18 protein-coding genes and 1 pseudogene are annotated in these 17,326 nt (G+C 69.7%); 10 read left to right on the top strand and 9 right to left on the bottom strand.

Translation table 11 applies throughout. The annotated features are described in order from the left end of the window. The first annotated feature begins 68 nt into the window (after positions 1-68). Positions 69-752: a PAS and ANTAR domain-containing protein gene (locus OCU_RS47375; protein ID WP_009952577.1), complete on the top strand. Its 684-nt coding sequence runs from the start codon at positions 69-71 to the stop codon at positions 750-752. A 54-nt stretch (positions 753-806) separates the two neighbouring features. Here OCU_RS47375 and OCU_RS47370 read toward each other — a convergent pair whose 3' ends face one another. After that, entirely contained in the window at positions 807-1,082 is a 276-nt protein-coding gene (locus OCU_RS47370) for a hypothetical protein (protein WP_008261377.1), read from the bottom strand. A 63-nt stretch (positions 1,083-1,145) separates the two neighbouring features. Here OCU_RS47370 and OCU_RS51925 point away from each other — a divergent pair. Further along, positions 1,146-1,223, top strand: a pseudogene (locus tag OCU_RS51925) (hypothetical protein); the annotation flags it as partial. Here OCU_RS51925 and OCU_RS47365 read toward each other — a convergent pair. The 5 genes from OCU_RS47365 to OCU_RS47345 form a co-directional block, all read right to left on the bottom strand. Further along, the gene (locus OCU_RS47365; protein WP_014381267.1) at positions 1,204-5,643 is read right to left on the bottom strand and encodes a cation-translocating P-type ATPase; all 4,440 of its coding nucleotides are present in this window, start codon (positions 5,641-5,643) and stop codon (positions 1,204-1,206) included. The pseudogene OCU_RS51925 and the gene OCU_RS47365 overlap by 20 nt on opposite strands. A gap of 21 nt (positions 5,644-5,664) precedes the next feature. After that, on the bottom strand, positions 5,665-6,138 hold the full coding sequence (locus OCU_RS47360; RefSeq protein ID WP_008261371.1) for a hypothetical protein: 474 nt from the start codon (positions 6,136-6,138) through the stop codon (positions 5,665-5,667). 127 nt (positions 6,139-6,265) lie between these two features. Continuing rightward, positions 6,266-7,072, bottom strand: a complete 807-nt coding sequence (locus tag OCU_RS47355) for an exodeoxyribonuclease III (RefSeq protein WP_009952573.1) — start codon at positions 7,070-7,072, stop codon at positions 6,266-6,268. A 1-nt stretch (position 7,073) separates the two neighbouring features. Further along, positions 7,074-7,967 carry an N-acetylglutamate synthase, CG3035 family gene (locus OCU_RS47350; protein WP_014381266.1) on the bottom strand — a complete coding sequence of 298 codons (894 nt, stop codon included), beginning with the start codon at positions 7,965-7,967 and terminating at the stop codon, positions 7,074-7,076. Further along, the gene (locus OCU_RS47345) at positions 7,967-8,560 is read right to left on the bottom strand and encodes a peptide deformylase (RefSeq protein WP_008261364.1); all 594 of its coding nucleotides are present in this window, start codon (positions 8,558-8,560) and stop codon (positions 7,967-7,969) included. The genes OCU_RS47350 and OCU_RS47345 overlap by 1 nt, the downstream gene beginning before the upstream one ends. A gap of 202 nt (positions 8,561-8,762) precedes the next feature. On the opposite strand from OCU_RS47345, the gene OCU_RS47340 reads away from it, so the two are divergent. From OCU_RS47340 to OCU_RS47310, 7 genes are all read left to right on the top strand, one after another. Further along, positions 8,763-9,071, top strand: a complete 309-nt coding sequence (locus OCU_RS47340) for a DUF3263 domain-containing protein (protein ID WP_008261362.1) — start codon at positions 8,763-8,765, stop codon at positions 9,069-9,071. 19 nt (positions 9,072-9,090) lie between these two features. Continuing rightward, positions 9,091-9,564, top strand: coding sequence for a LytR C-terminal domain-containing protein (locus tag OCU_RS47335; RefSeq protein WP_026071166.1), 474 nt, complete (start codon positions 9,091-9,093; stop codon positions 9,562-9,564). A 133-nt stretch (positions 9,565-9,697) separates the two neighbouring features. Continuing rightward, positions 9,698-10,381, top strand: a complete 684-nt coding sequence (gene sodC / locus OCU_RS47330) for a superoxide dismutase[Cu-Zn] (protein WP_009952568.1) — start codon at positions 9,698-9,700, stop codon at positions 10,379-10,381. Beyond that, positions 10,371-11,501 carry a glutamate--cysteine ligase gene (locus OCU_RS47325; protein ID WP_008261359.1) on the top strand — a complete coding sequence of 377 codons (1,131 nt, stop codon included), beginning with the start codon at positions 10,371-10,373 and terminating at the stop codon, positions 11,499-11,501. Before sodC ends, OCU_RS47325 begins: the two co-directional genes overlap by 11 nt. Beyond that, positions 11,501-12,139: an LON peptidase substrate-binding domain-containing protein gene (locus tag OCU_RS47320; protein WP_009952566.1), complete on the top strand. Its 639-nt coding sequence runs from the start codon at positions 11,501-11,503 to the stop codon at positions 12,137-12,139. The genes OCU_RS47325 and OCU_RS47320 overlap by 1 nt, the downstream gene beginning before the upstream one ends. Positions 12,140-12,161: 22 nt before the next feature. Beyond that, positions 12,162-13,184: a TIGR03617 family F420-dependent LLM class oxidoreductase gene (locus tag OCU_RS47315; protein WP_014381265.1), complete on the top strand. Its 1,023-nt coding sequence runs from the start codon at positions 12,162-12,164 to the stop codon at positions 13,182-13,184. Beyond that, a complete protein-coding gene (locus tag OCU_RS47310) occupies positions 13,181-13,999 on the top strand; it encodes an enoyl-CoA hydratase-related protein (protein WP_014381264.1) in 819 nt (272 codons plus the stop codon). The genes OCU_RS47315 and OCU_RS47310 overlap by 4 nt, the downstream gene beginning before the upstream one ends. 5 nt (positions 14,000-14,004) lie before the next feature. On the opposite strand, the gene OCU_RS47305 is transcribed toward OCU_RS47310, so the two are convergent. Next, a complete protein-coding gene (locus OCU_RS47305) occupies positions 14,005-14,925 on the bottom strand; it encodes an SDR family NAD(P)-dependent oxidoreductase (RefSeq protein ID WP_014943007.1) in 921 nt (306 codons plus the stop codon). 109 nt (positions 14,926-15,034) lie between these two features. On the opposite strand from OCU_RS47305, the gene OCU_RS47300 reads away from it, so the two are divergent. Continuing rightward, positions 15,035-16,411 carry a tetratricopeptide repeat protein gene (locus OCU_RS47300; protein ID WP_225337356.1) on the top strand — a complete coding sequence of 459 codons (1,377 nt, stop codon included), beginning with the start codon at positions 15,035-15,037 and terminating at the stop codon, positions 16,409-16,411. Here the strand turns inward: OCU_RS47300 and OCU_RS47295 are convergent. Both OCU_RS47295 and OCU_RS47290 read right to left on the bottom strand, forming a co-directional pair. Then, positions 16,353-16,916 carry a hypothetical protein gene (locus OCU_RS47295; protein ID WP_036454036.1) on the bottom strand — a complete coding sequence of 188 codons (564 nt, stop codon included), beginning with the start codon at positions 16,914-16,916 and terminating at the stop codon, positions 16,353-16,355. The two genes, OCU_RS47300 and OCU_RS47295, sit on opposite strands and share 59 nt — an antisense overlap. Continuing rightward, a complete protein-coding gene (locus OCU_RS47290) occupies positions 16,913-17,308 on the bottom strand; it encodes a hypothetical protein (protein ID WP_014381261.1) in 396 nt (131 codons plus the stop codon). Before OCU_RS47290 ends, OCU_RS47295 begins: the two co-directional genes overlap by 4 nt. Positions 17,309-17,326: the final 18 nt, after the last annotated feature.

Raw genomic sequence — 17,326 nt, 5'->3', positions numbered from 1 at the left:
ATGGCAGGGCGACGGCCCATCTTCCGGGGCGGTAGCCGAGGACGTCCCCCGAGTGGAAAGATGCAAACGTGCAAGCTGGCGACCCGTCCACGAACGGCGATGGCGCGCGGTCCCGCGGGCCGTCCGAATACCTGAACATCGGCACCTTCCGCTTCTGGTTCGGGGGACAACGCTGGGAATGGTCCGACGAGGTCGCCAGGATGCACGGCTACGAACCCGACGACGTGGAGCCGACGACCCAACTGCTGTTGTCGCACAAGCATCCCGACGACCGCGCGCACGTCCAGGAGTTGCTGGACTACGCGCTGCAGTCGGAGGGATCGTTCTCGAGCCGGCACCGATTCCTCGACACCGCGGGCACGGTGCACGACGCGATCGTCGTCGCCGACCGCATGCTGGACGAGTCGGGCGCCGTGCTGGGCACCGAGGGCTATTACATCGACCTCACCGACACCCTCGACGAGACCCGCCAGGAGGTGCTCGACGAGGCGCTGCCGGATCTGGTCGAGAGCCGCGCGGCCATCGAACAGGCCAAGGGTGTGCTGATGTCCGTCTACCGGGTCAGCGCACAACAGGCCTTCCGCGTGCTGCAGTGGCGCTCGCAGGAGACCAACGTGAAACTGCGTGCGCTGGCCAAGCAGCTGCTCGACGAAATGGCCAACCTGCCGGCGCCGTCGACGGCCGTGCAAAGCCAGTTCGACCATTTGCTGCTGACCGTGCACGAACGGATTTCGTCCGAGCCCGCCGACTAGGATCTCGACGTCGGCTGCGGCGACAGGCCCGACGCTGCCGGTGGCGCTACGAGGTCAGACCTCCTCCATCGCCTCGCCGAGTTCCTCGAGAAGCTTGTTGTGGTGGTTGCTCGCCAGCAGGTGTCCGGCGGCGATCACGACGGCCACCGGCCAGTCGATGAGTTCGAACGCCGCCAGTGCGGCCAACCCCCCGAAGTAGGCCAGCTGCTCGGGCCGGGGAATCTGCACCTGGCCGATCGCCGGCAGGTTCACCACAAACGTTTCGCCCTCGCGGATCTTCTCCACCGCATCGCGCTGGGACGTCTGGCGCCGCGACTTCTTTTCCGCCATCATTTGCCTTTCGGTAACGAAGGGTTTCCCGCCTCGCTGGGTCACGCGTACAACGTCGGACCTATGTCGACGATGACAGGCACCGGGGGCGATCCGCTAGTTTCGTCGATTGCTTCGGTGCTCAGGGTGCCGTTACTGGAACTCTATGCGCTGTTGTGGCGCGCCGGGGTGGTCGAGATTCGGAACTCGGAGCGGGAGGCTCGGCGGGATCCGGCGGCGGCTCCGGGTTTGATTTGTCCCGACCCGTCAGCGCACGTGACAGCACGCCGGTCGCGACCGTCGCCGCCGCGGCGGCGCCCAGGCCCTGGGCCCAGCCGAACGGTCCGAGTGGCGTACAGCCGAGCAGCTGGCTGACGCCCGGCGTGCTGATCAGGACCCCCACCAGGCCGAGTGAACCCAGCGCGGTGAGCACCACCAGCGGGGCCTGAGACTCCACCAGCGTCTGGCCCAGTTCGGTCCCCACCAGCGCGACCAGTGCGACGGTCGAGGCGCGTTGCGGACTACTGAGCGGGCCGGACAGGCCCGCCATCGCCCACGCCGCCGTCGTCGCCGCCGCCGTGGTGACGCCGCGGATGGTGACCGCCTGCCACAGCGCGGCCTGATCCGCGCCGCGCAGCCGCGGGTCGATCGGACCGCTGGGCTTGCTGACCGCGAGCGCGGCGGCCGGCAGCGCGTCGGTCATCGTGTTGACCAGCAGCAGCTGGCGCGTGTTCAGGGGCGACGTGCCGGTGATCGCGCTGCCGATGATCGCGAAGATCACCTCGCCGGCGTTGCCGCCGAGCAGCACCGACACCGCCGACTGCACCCGCCGCCACAGCTGGTGTCCTTCCCGGATGGCCTCCATGAGCGCGTCGATCCTGCCGTCGACCAGCACCACGTCGGCCACCAGGTGCGCGGGGTCGCTGCCATGGGCGACCACGCCGATGCCGACCGTGGCGGACCGGATGGCGGCGGCGTCGTTGGCGCCATCGCCGACCATCGCCGTCCGCACGTCCGCGTTCTCCAGCGCCTGGACAACCTGGACCTTGTTCTCCGGTGTCATGCGGGCGAAGATCACCCGCTCCGCCGCGACGCGCTCCTGGTCCTTGCGCGACAAGGCCTCCCATTCGGCGCCGCTGATGACCTGATCGGCGGTCACGTTGAGCCCCAGCTCGGCGGCGATGGCCTTGGCGGTGATCGGATGGTCGCCGGTGATCAGCTTCACGCCCACCCCGAGGCCGCCGAGGTCGGCGAGCAATTTCGCGGCCTCGGCGCGCGGGGTGTCGGACAGGCCGAGGAAGCCGGTCAACGTCAGCCCGCCGGTGCAGTACTCGGCGATGTCATCGGGGTTTTCCGCGATCGCCCGGGCCTGTTGGGCGGTCAGCTCGCGGCGCGCCACCGCGATGACGCGCAGGCCGCCGGCGGCGAGTTCGGCGACCGTGCCTTCCATCGCGCCGGTGTCCCCGCTGGCGGCCAGGACCACTTCGGGCGCGCCCTTGACGGTCAGCTCGGTGCCGGTCACCGAGGCGGAGAAGGACCTGCCGGAGCGGAACGGCAGGTGCGCGGTCGGCGGTGCGGACGCCGAGCCGTCAACGGCCGAACCGGCCTCGACGATGGCGACATCGGTGGCGTGCACCTGGGTGCCGCCGTTGGTCACCGGCGCGGCGTGCACGGCGCAGCGCAGCACCTCCTCGCGCGAGTACCCGGGCGCGGGATGGACCTGCGAGACGCGCAGGCGGTTTTCGCTGAGCGTTCCGGTCTTGTCGAAGCACACCACCTCGATGCGGCCGAGCGCCTCGACCGAGCGCGGAACCCGCACCAGCGCACCGAACTTCGTGAGCCGTCGCGCCGACGACGCCTGGGCCAGCGTGGCCACCAGCGGCATTCCCTCGGGGACGGCGGCGACCGCGATGGCGATGGCGCTGCCGACCGCGTGCTGCAGGGGGAGGCGGCGCAGCAGCCCGAGCGCGCCGACCAGCGCGCCGCCGGTGATGCTCACCGGGAGCGCCTTGGTGGTCAGCTGGCCGAGCTGGTGCTGCAGACCGATGTCGGAGGACAGCTCGCCGGAGATGAGGTCGGCGGCGCGGCGCTGCTGGGTGTCGGGCCCGACCGCGGTCACCAGGGCCAGCGCGGTGCCGGCCACCACGGTGGTACCGGCGAACACCATGCAGCGACGCTCGGCGAGCGGCGCGCCGGGCGTCGCCTCGACCTGCTTCTCGACCGACAGCGATTCGCCGGTGAGCGCCGATTCGTCGACCTCGACGTCGACCTCTTCGATGACGCGGGCGTCGGCGGGCACCACCTCGTGCGTGCGTACCTCGATGACGTCGCCCGGCCGCAGTTGCGCGGCGTCGACGAGCGTGTACGTGCGCGCGCCGTCCGGGCCGACGATGACCTTCCGGGCGGGCGGAGTCTGTTGGGCCAGTAGATAACTCAACCGCTTCTCGGCGCGCAGCCGCTGCGCGGCGGCCAGGATCGAGTTGCCGGTGAGCACGGTGCCGACCAACATCGCGTCGACGGGCGAACCGAGCACGGCGCTGGCGGCCGAGCCGAGCGCCATCACCGGGGTCAGCGGGTCGGACAATTCGGCGCGCACCGCCTTGGCGAGCTGCCACACCGCCTGCGCGGGCGTCTCCGCCAGCCGCAGGGCCGCGGGGGTGCCTCGCTCCGTCGGGACGGGCGCCGCGGAATCCTGCTCGGGCAACGCCTTACGGACCTGCTCGACCGACATCGCGTGCCATTCGTGCATGGCCGCCGGGCGCGGGGTGTCCGCGCCCAGGACCCCGCGGGCGAGCAGGTACCCCGAGAGCAGACCGGCCGCCGCGCCGACGTTCACCGTTTCGGATCCGAGGTTGCCCCGCACGCCCGGGATCATGAACAGCGACCCCATCGCGGTGGCGCCGGCCGAAATCCCGATGCCGCGCTGGGTCGCCGCCGCGGCCGCGGGCAGCGCGTGCAGCACCCGCCAGGCGGCCTGAAGATCCGGCAACAGCAGATCGGCGTTCCACAGCGGGGCACCCACGCCGTCCTGCGGCAACACGCCGAGCGCCAAGTGCGCCGACGAAATGGCTTGTGCGGCAGTCGACGACAGCACGGCCACGGTGCGGCCGGCCTCCTGCAGGTCGTCCACCGCGGCGGCCAGCGCGTCGTCGATGGACTTGTCGGTCCCGCTCTTCAGCGGCCGGACCTCGTCGAACGCCGGCCGCAACTCGTCGAGCGACTCGTGGTCGACCGTCACCAGTTGCGCCCCGGCGCGGTTGGCCTCGCCGACGACGGCGGAGGCCAGCGGATCGTGGGCGGGCAGGAACAGCGCCTCGACCTGGGCACCGGACCGGCCGCTCGATATGCCGGACACCTTGCGCCAGCCGGCGCGCAGGCCGCTGTTCTCCAGCATGAGCTGGGCGCGATTCCACGCCGCGGGTAGCTCGCTGTCGTCCGCGCCGCGGATGCGGGACACCCGCAACGTGTCGGTACACAACACGCGGGGGTCGATGACGATGGTGTCGACCTTGTTCAGCCGGCGCAGGCTTTCGGGCCGCAACGGCAACACCGAATGTCGCTCGGCCAGGCCGCGGCCCAGCGTCGCGGCGAACGCCTCGGGGGTGGTCCGGTTGGCCTTGGGGGTGGTCACCTGCACCGCGGTGGCGGCCATGTTCAGGTTGCGGGTGCCGGCGCCGATCGCGCCGGCGCTGAGCGCCTGAAGGAGGGCGAAGCGACCGGGCGCGCGCTCCATGCCCCTCGACGGCTGCGGCCGCGGCGAGCGGTGGGCCAGCGGTTGGTCGGCGTGGCGCGCCAGCTCGGGCTCATGCTGCTCCCAGGCTCGTGCCTCGGCACGGCACTCGGCGACCTTCAGCGACTGCATCGTCAGCCCCAGCGACAGCGACGTCGGCGACTGCGAGAGCGTCTGGCTGGTCGCCTGCACCAGCGTCATCACCGTGTCGGTGGCGGGGCCGCCGATGCGGTCTTCGAGCCGACGGCGCAGCCAGGGCTGGTAGTCGAAGAACGTGATGCCCGCGGCGATGGTGACCGGCAGCCGGGGTAGCCGCGTGGCCCGGCCGAAGAGCGCGACGCCCAGCCCGGCCGCATTGGCGGCCACGGTGACCGCCCTGGTCGCCAGCACCAGGCCGTCGCCCGGCAGGCTCGCCGACACCGGTTGGCCGGCATCTTGCGTTGGCGGGCAACGGTTTTCGGCTTCCTCGACGACGCGGCAGAGGTCGCTCAGCGAGGTGTCCGGGTCGTCGAGGTCCACCACCACCCGGGACAGGGGACGATTCAGCTTTGCTGACGCCACGCCGGGATGGGCCAGGATCGCCTCGAGCACGGTCGGACCGAGTGGGCCGTCGGCCCCGTCCGCCAGCCCGCGCACCTCGATCCACGCGCGGCCGTTGCCACGCCAGCAATGCCGGCGCAACGTGGCGCGGGAGAGTTCGCCGGACAGCGCCTTGGCCCCCTCGCGCAGGGGGATCGTCGCGACGTCGATACCGGTTTCGATCCCGGCTCGCGCCAGCTCGGTTGTCGCCTGCAGGCCCGCAGAAATCAGTCGCGACGGCAGCGACCGTCGCAGAGACGTTGTGATACTCAAGGGTTCAGTAAGGATTCCGTGTCAGTTGGTGCTGCGCAGCGCGGCGCTGCCGGCGCGGCGGCCGGTGGCCTTCTTGGCCGGTTTACTGGCGGCCGCCCGCTTGGTGGGGGCCTTTTGCGGCGGCGATTTGCGCGTCTGGGGCTCGGGTTCGGGCTTGGTCGGCACCGTCGTCAGCTTTGCCCTGGACGGCGGGGCCGACTCCTTCTGCTGGCGGGCGATCCGCTGCAACACCAGCGCCCCGCCGCCGACCGCGAGCAGCACCGGCCACTCGATCAGGCCGATGGCGCCGAGCGCTCCCAGGCCCACCGCGGCGGCCGTCGTCGATTTGCTGCCCTTGCTGATGCCCTGCTGAATGCCGTCCGCGGCGCCCTTGATGCCGCCGACGACACCGTTCACCGCCGCTCCGCCGACCGCGCCGGCAGTGGAGGTGGTGACCGATGCCGCACGATTCAGTGTTCGCCCCACGCTGCGAACCGCTCCGTCGACGACACCCATGTTGACTCCCTGGCCCAATTTCGTATTCATGCAATTCGCGTTCGCTGTTTTCATGTATACCGTGGATCGCACAGTTGAGGGGATCTACGGAATTGCGCTGCCAGTTAGCCTACGCCGGGTCGCGGCGTCAGTCGACGCGCAGATCGACGAGCACGGGCGCGTGATCGCTGGCGGCCTTGCCTTTGCGTTCCTCGCGGTCGATCCGCGCGTCGGTCACGCGACTCGCCAATGCCGGTGAGCCCAGGATGAAGTCGATGCGCATGCCCTGCCGCTTCGGGAACCGCAGCCGGGTGTAGTCCCAGTACGTGTAGACGCCGGGCCCCGGCGCGAAAGGCCGTACCAGGTCGGTGAATTGCGCCTCGACGATCGCGTTGAACGCGCGGCGCTCCGGTGCGGAGACGTGCGTGGCGCCGGCAAAGAACTCCATGCTCCACACGTCGTCGTCCTGTGGAGCGATATTCCAGTCGCCGGCCAGCGCGATCGCGGCGCCGGGGTCGTCGCGCAACCATCCTTCCGCCGAATCACGCAGCGCGGCAAGCCAATCGAGCTTGTAGGCGTAGTGCGGGTCGCCCAGCGCACGGCCGTTGGGAACGTAGAGGCTCCACAACCGCACGCCGCCGCAGGTGGCGGCCAGCGCGCGGGCCTCCGCGACTGCGGCGACCTCCGGCTTGCCGCTCCAGGTCGGCTGGCCGTCGAATCCGATCTGCACGTCGTCGAGGCCGACGCGGGACGCGATCGCCACGCCGTTCCACTGGTTGAAACCGACATGGGCGACCTCGTAGCCGAGTTCAAAGAACGGCAGGGTCGGGAATTGGCTGTCGGAACACTTGGTCTCCTGCATGGCCAGCACGTCGACGTCCGTGCGGGCCAGCCAGTCGAGGACGCGCGGCAGCCGGGAGCGGATCGAATTGACGTTCCAGGTGGCGATCCGCATTTCAGGCGCCCTGCCGGACCGGGAAGTAGCGGCGGTGGTGGTGCAGGCGGAAGCCCAGCCACCCGGTGTCGGCCTCGGCGTCGGGGACGGCGACGTAGCCGCGCGTGGCGCCGCGACCGGCGCCCCACGCCAACAACGCTTCGCACAAGGCCATCGCGGCCCGGTCGTCGCCGCGGATCGCCGACAGCCCGATCCAGCGCGCGCCGTCGGGGGCGTCGGTCACCGCGGCACGCGCGACCGCCGCGCCGCCCAGTGTCCCGAACATGAGCTCGCCGTTGCCCACCGCGGTGAGCACGTCGACGTCGACCTCGGGCCCGAAAATCGACAGCCAGGCATCGTCGGGGCGCGCCGAGAGGCCGGCGGACGGGTCGGGTTCGCGCGCGGCCGTTTCCGACACGTCGCGCACCAGCACGCTTTCGGGCTGTTCACCCGTCGAACCGGTCGGCACCGACAACAACCGATCGGGTATCGCCAGCCGCGGTGTCAGGCCGCGGCGCTCGTACCAGTCCACGATCGCCGGTACGGTACCCAGGCGAGCCGAAAGATCCAGCGGCACCGCTGAATTCGCGGGCAGCTCGGTGCCCTTTCCGGTTGGGGAGCCGGCCCGCAGCAGCCAGCCCTCAAGCCAGGCGTGTTCGACGCCGGGCCAGGCCATGGCCGCCGCGTGCTCGAGCGCGCGGATGTCGGAGGTGCGCACCGGCGCGAAGGTCAGCACCCGCAGCATCACCACATCGGCGGGCGAACACTCGACGACCGCGCCCGTTTTCGTCTGCAGCCGCACCACCGGGTCGACCGCAAGCAGGTGCCCCACCGCGTCGGTCAACGGCGGTACCGATCCTTCGGCGAGCCGGTAACGAACCATCACCCGCGTTCCCAGGGCCGGCCACGAGATCATCAGTGACCGAACGGGTCCGGTCCCTCGCCGGGCATCCACGAGAGGCCGGGGACGCCCCAGTTGTGGGATTTGACGGCGCGTTTCGCGCTACGGGCATGCCGGCCGACGAGGCGATCCAGATACAGGAAGCCGTCGAGGTGTCCGGTCTCGTGCTGCAGCATGCGGGCGAACAGGTCGTTGCCCTCGAGGGTGACCGGGTTGCCGTCGGCGTCCAGCCCGGTGACCCGGGCCCACTTCGCCCGGCCGGTGGGGAACGACTCGCCGGGGACGGACAGGCAGCCCTCGTCGTCGTTGTCCGGGTCGGGCATGGTCTCGGGTACTTCGGAGGTCTCCAGCACCGGATTGACCACGACGCCGCGCCGGCGCTCGGTGCGCCCGCGTTCGTCGGCGCAGTCGTAGACGAAGACCCGCAAGCCGACCCCGATCTGGTTGGCCGCCAGCCCGACCCCGTGCGCGGCGTCCATGGTGTCGTACAGGTCGGCGATCAACGCCGGCAGCTCCGCGGGCAGCGAACCGTCGGCAGCGACGGGCACCGGCTTCGTCGGGGTATGCAGGACGGGATCTCCCACAATGCGGATCGGAACGACTGCCATGGTCGGCTAAGCTACCGCACGCCCGTGGGCTGCTCAGCCGCCGATCTTCGGGGTGGGCAATTAGGCCAATCGGCCGACTCGCGGGTCTGGATGACGGCTTGAGGGTTTGGGGCGTGTTTCAATATTCGCCGAAACACGCCCTTAGCTAAGTCAAGTCATTCGAGCAGTTCGGAATTCGCCGAAAGGGTCCAGGGGAAGCAATATGGACAGCGCCATGGCGCGGGCAAATCGATCGGGGGACGATTCTGAGGTCGCCGATGGCCTTACCCGCCGCGAACACGACATCCTGGCCTTCGAACGCCAGTGGTGGAAGTTCGCCGGTGTGAAGGAAGACGCAATCAAGGAGTTGTTCTCGATGTCGGCGACGCGGTACTACCAGGTGCTCAACGCGCTCGTTGACCGGCCTGAGGCGCTGGCGGCCGATCCGATGCTGGTGAAACGGTTACGCCGGCTGCGCGCCAGCAGGCAGAAGGCACGGGCGGCGCGGCGTCTCGGCTTCGAGGTGACCTGACTCGTTACAGTAGGGCTCGATGAAAGAACGAGTTCCCGACTCCACTGGGCTGCCCTTGCGGGCCATGGTGATGGTGCTGCTGTTCCTCGGCGTCATCTTCCTGCTGCTCGGCTGGCAGGCGCTGGGCACCTCCGGGAGCTCTGACGACGATTCGGCGTCGCCGGTACCGAGCGCGACCGCTACCGCGTCGGCCACGTCGACGAGCAACAAGCCGGCCGCCACCCAGGCCGAGGTGCAGGTGTACAACATCTCCACCAAAGAGGGCGTCGCCGCGCGCACCGGAGACCAGCTGACGTCCGCCGGCTTCAAGGTCACCAAGGTCGACAACATGACCGTGCCCGACGTCTCGTCCACCACGGTCTACTACACCGACGCCGACGACGAACACGCCACCGCCGATGCGATCGGCAAGAAGCTGGGCGCCCCCGTCGAACCGCGCATTCCCGCGCTGAGCGGGGAGCCGCCGGGTGTCATCGTCCTCGTCGCGGGCTAGATAAGCGCCGGGTTTGATTGCCCGGCTCCTCAGCGAGCCGTTCCGGCTCGCATCGTCACCGGGCGCGGTTCGATTGCCCGCCTCCTCAGCGAGCCGTTCCGGCTCGCATCGTCACCGGGCTAGGCTGCTGGCTATGGCTAAGCTGCCCCCCTCCCTGGTTCTGGCCGGTTGCGCCGCGCTGCTGGGCGCCTGCTCGACGCCGCAGTACGCGTCGTCCGTCCCGGGCACCACGCCCGCGATCTGGACGGGATCGCCGTCGCCGTCGGGCGCCAAGGCCGCGGAGGCGGGGCCGGCGGAGGTGCCTACCGTCACCACGCACCTGAAGGCACCGGACGGCACCCAGGTCGCGATCGCGAAGTTCGAATTCAACAACGGCTACGCGACGGTCACCATCGAGACGACCGCCAACGGCGTACTCGCGCCCGGCTTTCACGGCGTCCACATCCACAAGGTGGGCAAGTGCGAGCCCAACTCGGTCGCCCCGAATGGCGGTGCGCCCGGCGACTTCCTGTCCGCCGGTGGGCACTTCCAGGTGCCCGGACACGCCACCGAACCCGCCAGCGGGGACCTGACCTCCCTGCAGGTGCGCAAGGACGGTTCCGGGACGTTGGTGACCACCACCGACGCGTTCGCCATGGAGGACCTGCTCACCGGTCAGAAGACCGCGATCATCATTCACGCCGACGCGGACAACTTCGCCAACATCCCCGCCGAGCGCTACAACCAGACCAACGGCACGCCGGGCCCCGACGAGACGACGAAGAGCACCGGTGACGCCGGCAAGCGGGTGGCATGCGGTGTCATCGGTGCCGGCTAAAAGGCGTGACGCGCGCATCGATTTCGCCCGTTCGTCACGGCCGACCATCGGGGTGGAGTGGGAGTTCGCGCTCGTCGACGCGCAGACCCGCGACCTGAGCAACGAAGCCACCGCGGTGATCGCCGAGATCGGCGAAAACCCGCGTGTGCACAAGGAATTGCTGCGCAACACCGTCGAGGTCGTCACCGGCATCTGCCAAACCGCGGGCGAAGCGATGGAGGACCTGCGGCAGACCCTGGGCCCGGCGCGGCGCATCGTGCGGGATCGGGGCATGGAGCTCTTCTGCGCCGGCGCACATCCGTTCGCGCAGTGGACCACCCAGAAGCTCACCGCCGGAGCGCGCTACGCTGAGCTGATCAAGCGCACCCAGTGGTGGGGACGGCAAATGCTGATCTGGGGTGTGCACGTGCACGTCGGGATCTCCTCGCCGAACAAGGTGATGCCGATCATGACGTCGCTGCTGAACTACTACCCGCACCTGTTGGCGCTGTCGGCGTCCTCACCGTGGTGGACCGGCGTGGACACCGGGTACGCCAGCAACCGGGCGATGATGTTTCAGCAGCTGCCCACCGCCGGGCTGCCGTTTCAGTTCCAGACCTGGTCGGAGTTCGAGGGGTTCGTCTACGACCAGAAGAAGACCGGCATCATCGACCACGTCGACGAAGTCCGTTGGGACATCAGGCCTTCCCCGCACCTGGGCACGCTCGAGATGCGGATCTGCGACGGCGTGTCCAACCTGCGGGAGCTGGGCGCGCTGGTCGCGCTCACGCATTGCCTGGTGGTCGATTTGGACCGCAGGCTCGAAGCCGACGAGTCGTTGCCCAGCATGCCGCCGTGGCACAACCAGGAGAACAAATGGCGCGCGGCGCGCTACGGCCTGGACGCGGTGATCATCCTGGACGCCGACAGCAACGAGCGATTGGTCACCGAGGATCTCGACGACGTGCTGAACCGGCTGGAGCCGGTCGCGAAGAAGTTGAACTGCGTCGACGAGCTCGCCGCGGTGGCCGAGATACCCCGGCAGGGCGCGTCCTACCAGCGCCAGCGCCGGGTGGCCGAGGAACATGACGGCGACCTGCGCGCGGTCGTCGACGCCCTGGTGTCCGAGCTGGAAATCTGATGATGGAATCCCTTGAGCTGGCGATGTTTCCGCTCGAGTCGGCGCTGCTGCCCGACCAGGACCTGCCGCTGCGGATCTTCGAGCCCCGTTACGGGGCGCTGGTGCGGCACTGCGTGGACACGGGCGACCCATTCGGGGTGGTGCTGATCTCGCGGGGGCGCGAGGTGGGCGGCGGTGAGGAGCGTTGCGACGTCGGCGTGCTGTCGCGGATCACCGAATGCGTCGACCAGGGCGCCGGCCGCTACGCGCTGCGCTGCCGGACCGGGGAACGGATCCGGGTGCGCGAATGGCTGCCCGACGATCCCTATCCGCGCGCGCGGATCACGTTATGGCCCGACGAGCCGGGACCCGAGGTCTCGCCGGCCCAGTTGCTCGACGTCGAAGACCGCGCGGTGGCCCTGTTCGAGCGGATCGCGCAGGCGCGCGGGATCACCCTGCCCGGCCGCGAGGTGCTGTTGGGTCACGACCCCCAGGCCCCGGCGGGGGAGCGCCTGTTCGCGTTGGCCTCGCGCATCCCGATCGGCACGGCCGACCGCTACACGGTGCTGGCGGCCCCGACGGCCGCCGAGCGCCTCGCCGCGCTGAGCGAAGCCGTGAACGCGGTCGCCGAGGTAGTCGAGTTTCAGCTCTCCGAATAGAACTGCGCGACAGGAGCTTACGATGAAGGTTCACCTGCAGGTGGACGGTTCACCGGCGGGTGCGGCGGCCAGCGCCGCCGACATCGCCGCCACGGGCGCGGATGGCCTGTTCACGTTCGAAGGCCAGCACGACGTCTTCTTCCCGCTGCTCCTCGCCGCCGGCACGACCGGCCTGGACCTCATGACGAACGTGGCGATCGCGCCGCCGCGCAGCCCGTTGCACCTGGCGCACTCGGCCTACGACCTGCAGTGCTACAGCGGCGGGCGGTTCCGCCTCGGCCTCGGCTCCCAGATCAAGGTGCACATCGAAAAGCGTTATGGCAGTAAATGGGACAAGCCCGCGGCCCGCATGGCCGAGGCCATCGCCGCGATCAAGGCGATCTTCGCCGCGTGGGAGGACCAGGGCCGCTTGGACTTTCGCGGCGAGTTCTACACGCACACCGTGATGGCGCCCAACTTCAACCCCGGGCCCAACCCGTTCGGGCCGCCGCCGGTGCTACTGGGCGCGCTGGGCCCGGTGATGACCCGTACCGCCGCCGAGGTCGCCGACGGATTGTTGGTGATGCCGTTCAACAGCGCCCGCCATTTCGCCGAACGCACCGTGCCCGCGATCGCCGACGGGCTGCGCCGTTCGGGCCGGGCGTTCGGTGAGTTCACCGTCATCGCCCAGGCCATGGTTGCCGTCGGCCGCGACGAGGCGGATCTGGCGGCCGCGGTCAACGGCGTGGCGTCCCTCATCGCGTTTTACGGCTCGACGCCGGCCTACCTGCCGGTGCTGCAGGTCGAGGGCTGGGACGATGTCCAGCCCGAGCTCAACGCCCTGTCCAAGCAGGGCCGCTTCGCCGAGATGCGCCGCCTGGTCAGCGACGAGATGGTGGCCCGGATCGGGATCGTCGGAACGCCCGAGGAATGCGCGCGGCAGATCGCCGGCCGGTTCGGCGAGCACGCCGGGGAGGTGTGCTGTTACTTCCCCGGCTACACGCCGCGCGACGCCGACATCGCCGACCTGATCGGCGCCCTGCACCGGGCGCCGGCCCTGCCATGAGCGATGACCTGACGGTCGAAATCGACTCCGGCGTCGCGATACTCACGCTCAACCGCCCCGAACAGCTCAACGCCTACACCGCCGAGATGGGCGCCCTGCTGAGCCGCGCGTACCGGGAGTGCGACGAGGACGACGACGTGCGGGCCATCGTGGTGACCGGGGCGGGACGCGCCTTTTGCGCCGGCGCCGACTTCTCCTGTGGCGCAAGCCTGTTCGATGCGCCCGCCGCCGACGGCACGTTCTCGGCGTCGCCGATCACCCCGGCGGCCTTCGAATTGCGCAAACCGGTGATCGCCGCGGTCAACGGCCACGCCATCGGAATCGGCCTCACGATCGCGTTACAGGCGGACATCCGGATCCTGGCCGAGGACGCCAAATACGGTGTGGTGCAGGTACGGCGGGGCGTGATCCCCGACTGCATGGCGCACTGGACGCTGACCCAGTTGACCACCCTGGGGGTGGCCGCCGACATCCTGCTCACCGGCCGGACGTTCGGCGGGGCCGAGGCCGTGACGCTCGGGATCGCCAATCGGGCCCTGCCCGGCGAGCGGGTCCTCGACGACGCGCTGACGGCGGCCCGCGACATCGCGGTCAACGTGGCCCCGATGTCGGTCGCGCTGTGTAAACGCCTGCTGTGGGACAGCGCGATCCATCACTACACACCGCGGCAGGTCGCCGCGCTGGAGACCCGGTTGCACGAGCGGGTGATGGGCGGCGCCGACGCCGCTGAGGGCGTCGCCGCCTTCCTGGACCGCCGCCCGCCGAATTTCACCGCGCGGCTGTCGCAAGATTGGACACCGCTTCCCGAACCGTGACCGAATCAGTGCGCGGCGCAAAGCCTTTCGGAGAGCTCCCACAGTTGCGCCGCGCGCCGCTCGTCGCGAGCGTGCGGCGCTGCCTCACCGATCCCGCAGTCCTGCAGGTAGAGGCCGCCGCGGCCGGCGAGGTCGGGGCTTACCGCGGCCCATACCTGCGTTGCCGCACCGTGTTCGGGCATGACGAAATCGAGGAAGCCGTCGGAGGGCTCGCGGCTGTTTTCGGCGACGAGGCTGCGCAGCGCGGAGAAGTCCGAGCGCGACATGTACCGCGCGAGCGCGGTCGCCACGGTGCCCGGATGCACGGCGTAGGCGCGAATTCCCGCGTCGCGCAGGCGCCGGTCGGCTTCGATCGCATGCAGGACGTTCGCCGTCTTGGAGGCGCCGTAGGCGGCGAACTTGTCGTATTCGCGACGCTCCCAGTTGGGGTCGTCGACGTCGACGTCACCCATCACGTGGCCACCGGACGACAGGATCACCACCCGGGCGGCGCCGGCGGCGGTGAGCTGGGGGATCAGCAGCCGGGTGAGCTCGAAATGCCCGAAATGGTTTGTCCCGATTTGCAGTTCGAAGCCGTCCCGGGTCCGGCCAAAGGGTGTGAACATCACGCCGGCGTTGTTCATCAACACGTCGACGACCGGCGTGATGCCGGCGACCGCGCTCGCCGCCGCGCGCACGCTGGACAGGTCGGTGAGGTCGAGCGATACCGTCGACGTCCGGGCAGCCGGAACCTCGGACGCGATCCACCGGGCCGTCTCCGCCAGCGCTTCGGGGTTGCGTGCGGCCAGGATGACGTGCGCGCCCCCGGCGGCCAGCGCCCGGGCCGACTCGCGGCCCAGTCCCGACGACGCGCCGGTGATCACACATGTCTTGCCGGACAAATCGATTCCCTCGACGATCTGAAGTGCCGTTGGATGCTCGGTCATGCGGTCCAACCTATCGACGCGGCTGGTTCGCGGCTGCGAAGTCCTTACCGCCGGTGACTGGCGGCGCGGGCTCGGGAGCCGGAGACTGGCATGACGAAAAGGAGTGCACATGTCTGACGGCCCAGATCAACCCGCCGACGCGGCCGATCCGGTTGCGCGCGCCGACACGGAATGGCGCTCGGCGCTTGCCACATTCGGGCCCCATCACGAGTCAACCTTGACCGCGCTGCTCGCGCTGGCGTCCGCGCGCTGGACCGCCGGGGACAGCCTCGGTGCCGTCCACGATGCCGGCCAGGTGCTGGCCGTCAGGCGCGAAACACTCGGAGACGAACATCCCTCCACCCTTGGCGTGGCGGGGCTGGTCGCGATTTGGCGCTACCACCGCGGCGACGAGGGCAGCGTCGATGAGCTGCGCGAGCTCGTCCCGGTGATGACCCGGGTACTCGGCGCCGAGCAAGCGGACACGTTGTGGGTCACCCACACTTTGGCCGCCGCCGAGGATGCCGGCGGTGATCCCGCCGCCCGGCTGCTGCGCTGGGTGCAGTTGTGCGGCGCCGAGACTCGGGTCTTCGGCCCCCGTAACGAATTGACCTTGGCGGCCGCCTTCGGGGTGGCACAAGCACGCCACGACCTCGGAGACCCCTTCGGCGCCAGCACCGACGCGTTGATCGTCGTCGGCTACCGCCGGCGTCTGCTCGGCGAGCATCATCCCCACACGCTGGCCGCGCAACTGTCGCGGCTGACGTGGCTGGGGGAGGCCGAGGGTATCAATGATCACACCCTCAACGAGTTCGACGAGCTGATCGTGGCCCTGCAGAACACGCTCGGCCACGACCACGAGCACACGCTGATCGCGCGCTACAACCGCGCTGTCTGGACACCGGAGACTGCCGACGAGGTCGAGCGAGTTTCCGAATGGGAGGTCCTGGCCGAGGATCTCGCGCGCGTTCTCGGCGAGCAGCATCCCGTGACGGTCGAGGCTGCCCAGAGACTCGGCGCCGCCCGCGCCGAATGGGAGGACAGCGTCAACGAGACCCGCAACATTGCTTTCGATCTCTTCGTCGACGCCGAATCCGAAGACCGCGAGATCGATGTCATGCCCGGGCGGGACTGGATGGACCCGGGCAATCTCGACGACGACGCCGTGGCCAAAGTCGCCGAAGACGCCGACGAACAACGCTCCGAGCGCGTGGATCTCATGGAACACGCGGTGGAGGTGAAAAGGGCGCTCGCCCGCTGCGCCCGCACGCTGGGCAACGATCACATCGAAACGTTGCAATGGAGGTACTACCTCGCCTGGTGGCTATGGAACGGCCACGAATTCGACCCGGCCGCGGCGCGCACCCGAAAGCTCATCGATGACGGTGGTCGTGTGCTCGGTGAAGATCACCCACTCATCGATGCGACGCGGACCCTCGACCACCACATCACCAACCGGGTCTGGGGTGGGTTGAGCCCGTTCTGGGATGGGAGCGCGCTGGTGTGAGAGCTGGAATCCGACGGTGGCCGGCTTCGGTCTCGGCCAATGACTTCAGCGTGAGCAACTGCTTGCGCATCATCAGCAGGTCCCCCAGCGCCAGGGCCTGAGCGAGGAGCCGGGGCCCGGCGAACAACACGCGCGCATGCAGCCGCGAGCCCTCCCCTTCGGGGCGGATCGCATACGTGACGGCCACACCCTTGGACCGCAACGTGATCTGCCGACCGTCGAGAAACGACCGCAAGACGAAGATGGTCATGAATCGCTGCCCGACCGCAAGTCGCGTCAGCTCGGGGTCGCGCCGGCGGGGGCTGCGGCGCCCGAGGTTATCGAGGCTGTCGTAGCTGTAAGGCGCCACGCGCAACTGGCACAGCCAACCGAACACGATCGACGGGGGCGCGGCGATGCTGATCGCGCGGTCGGCCCGGACGCCGGCCGAGGGCAGGACGCCGTCGCAGGGCAGCGGTGTCGTTCGCTCCCAGGGCCTGACCCCCCACGTCAGGCCCGGCGTCACGGAACCGGCGTACTACGTGAATGAACCCTTGCCGCAACGCGTTTCAGCGTCCACCTTACGGCGACGCGGTGCGCGCCGGTGCCGATGACGAGCGCCCGATACGCCTTCCCGTGGATGCCCGGGAACGCGGCCCAGGTCGCCGCGCGCAGCCGGGTGCGGGCGGTGCCGTCGAGTTCGTCGAGCTCGAACACCCACCGGTAGATCGCGAACCAGTGGCGGCCCTTCAGCGCGAACCGCGCCGGTGCGCGCGCTTCGTCCAGGACGAAGCCGACCGGCACCGTCGTCGCGTCATGCGGGTCGCGGCACATCACCCGCAGCAGCGCCGACCACGTGTCTGCGCGGTTCGCGTCGAGGGTTATGGCATGCTCGTCGATATAGGGTAATCGTTCCATATAGAAGGACTGTACTAG

Origin of the sequence: Mycobacterium intracellulare ATCC 13950 (assembly GCF_000277125.1) — a bacterium.
GTDB lineage: Bacteria > Actinomycetota > Actinomycetes > Mycobacteriales > Mycobacteriaceae > Mycobacterium > Mycobacterium intracellulare.
This window is presented reverse-complemented; position numbering and strand designations above follow the sequence as displayed.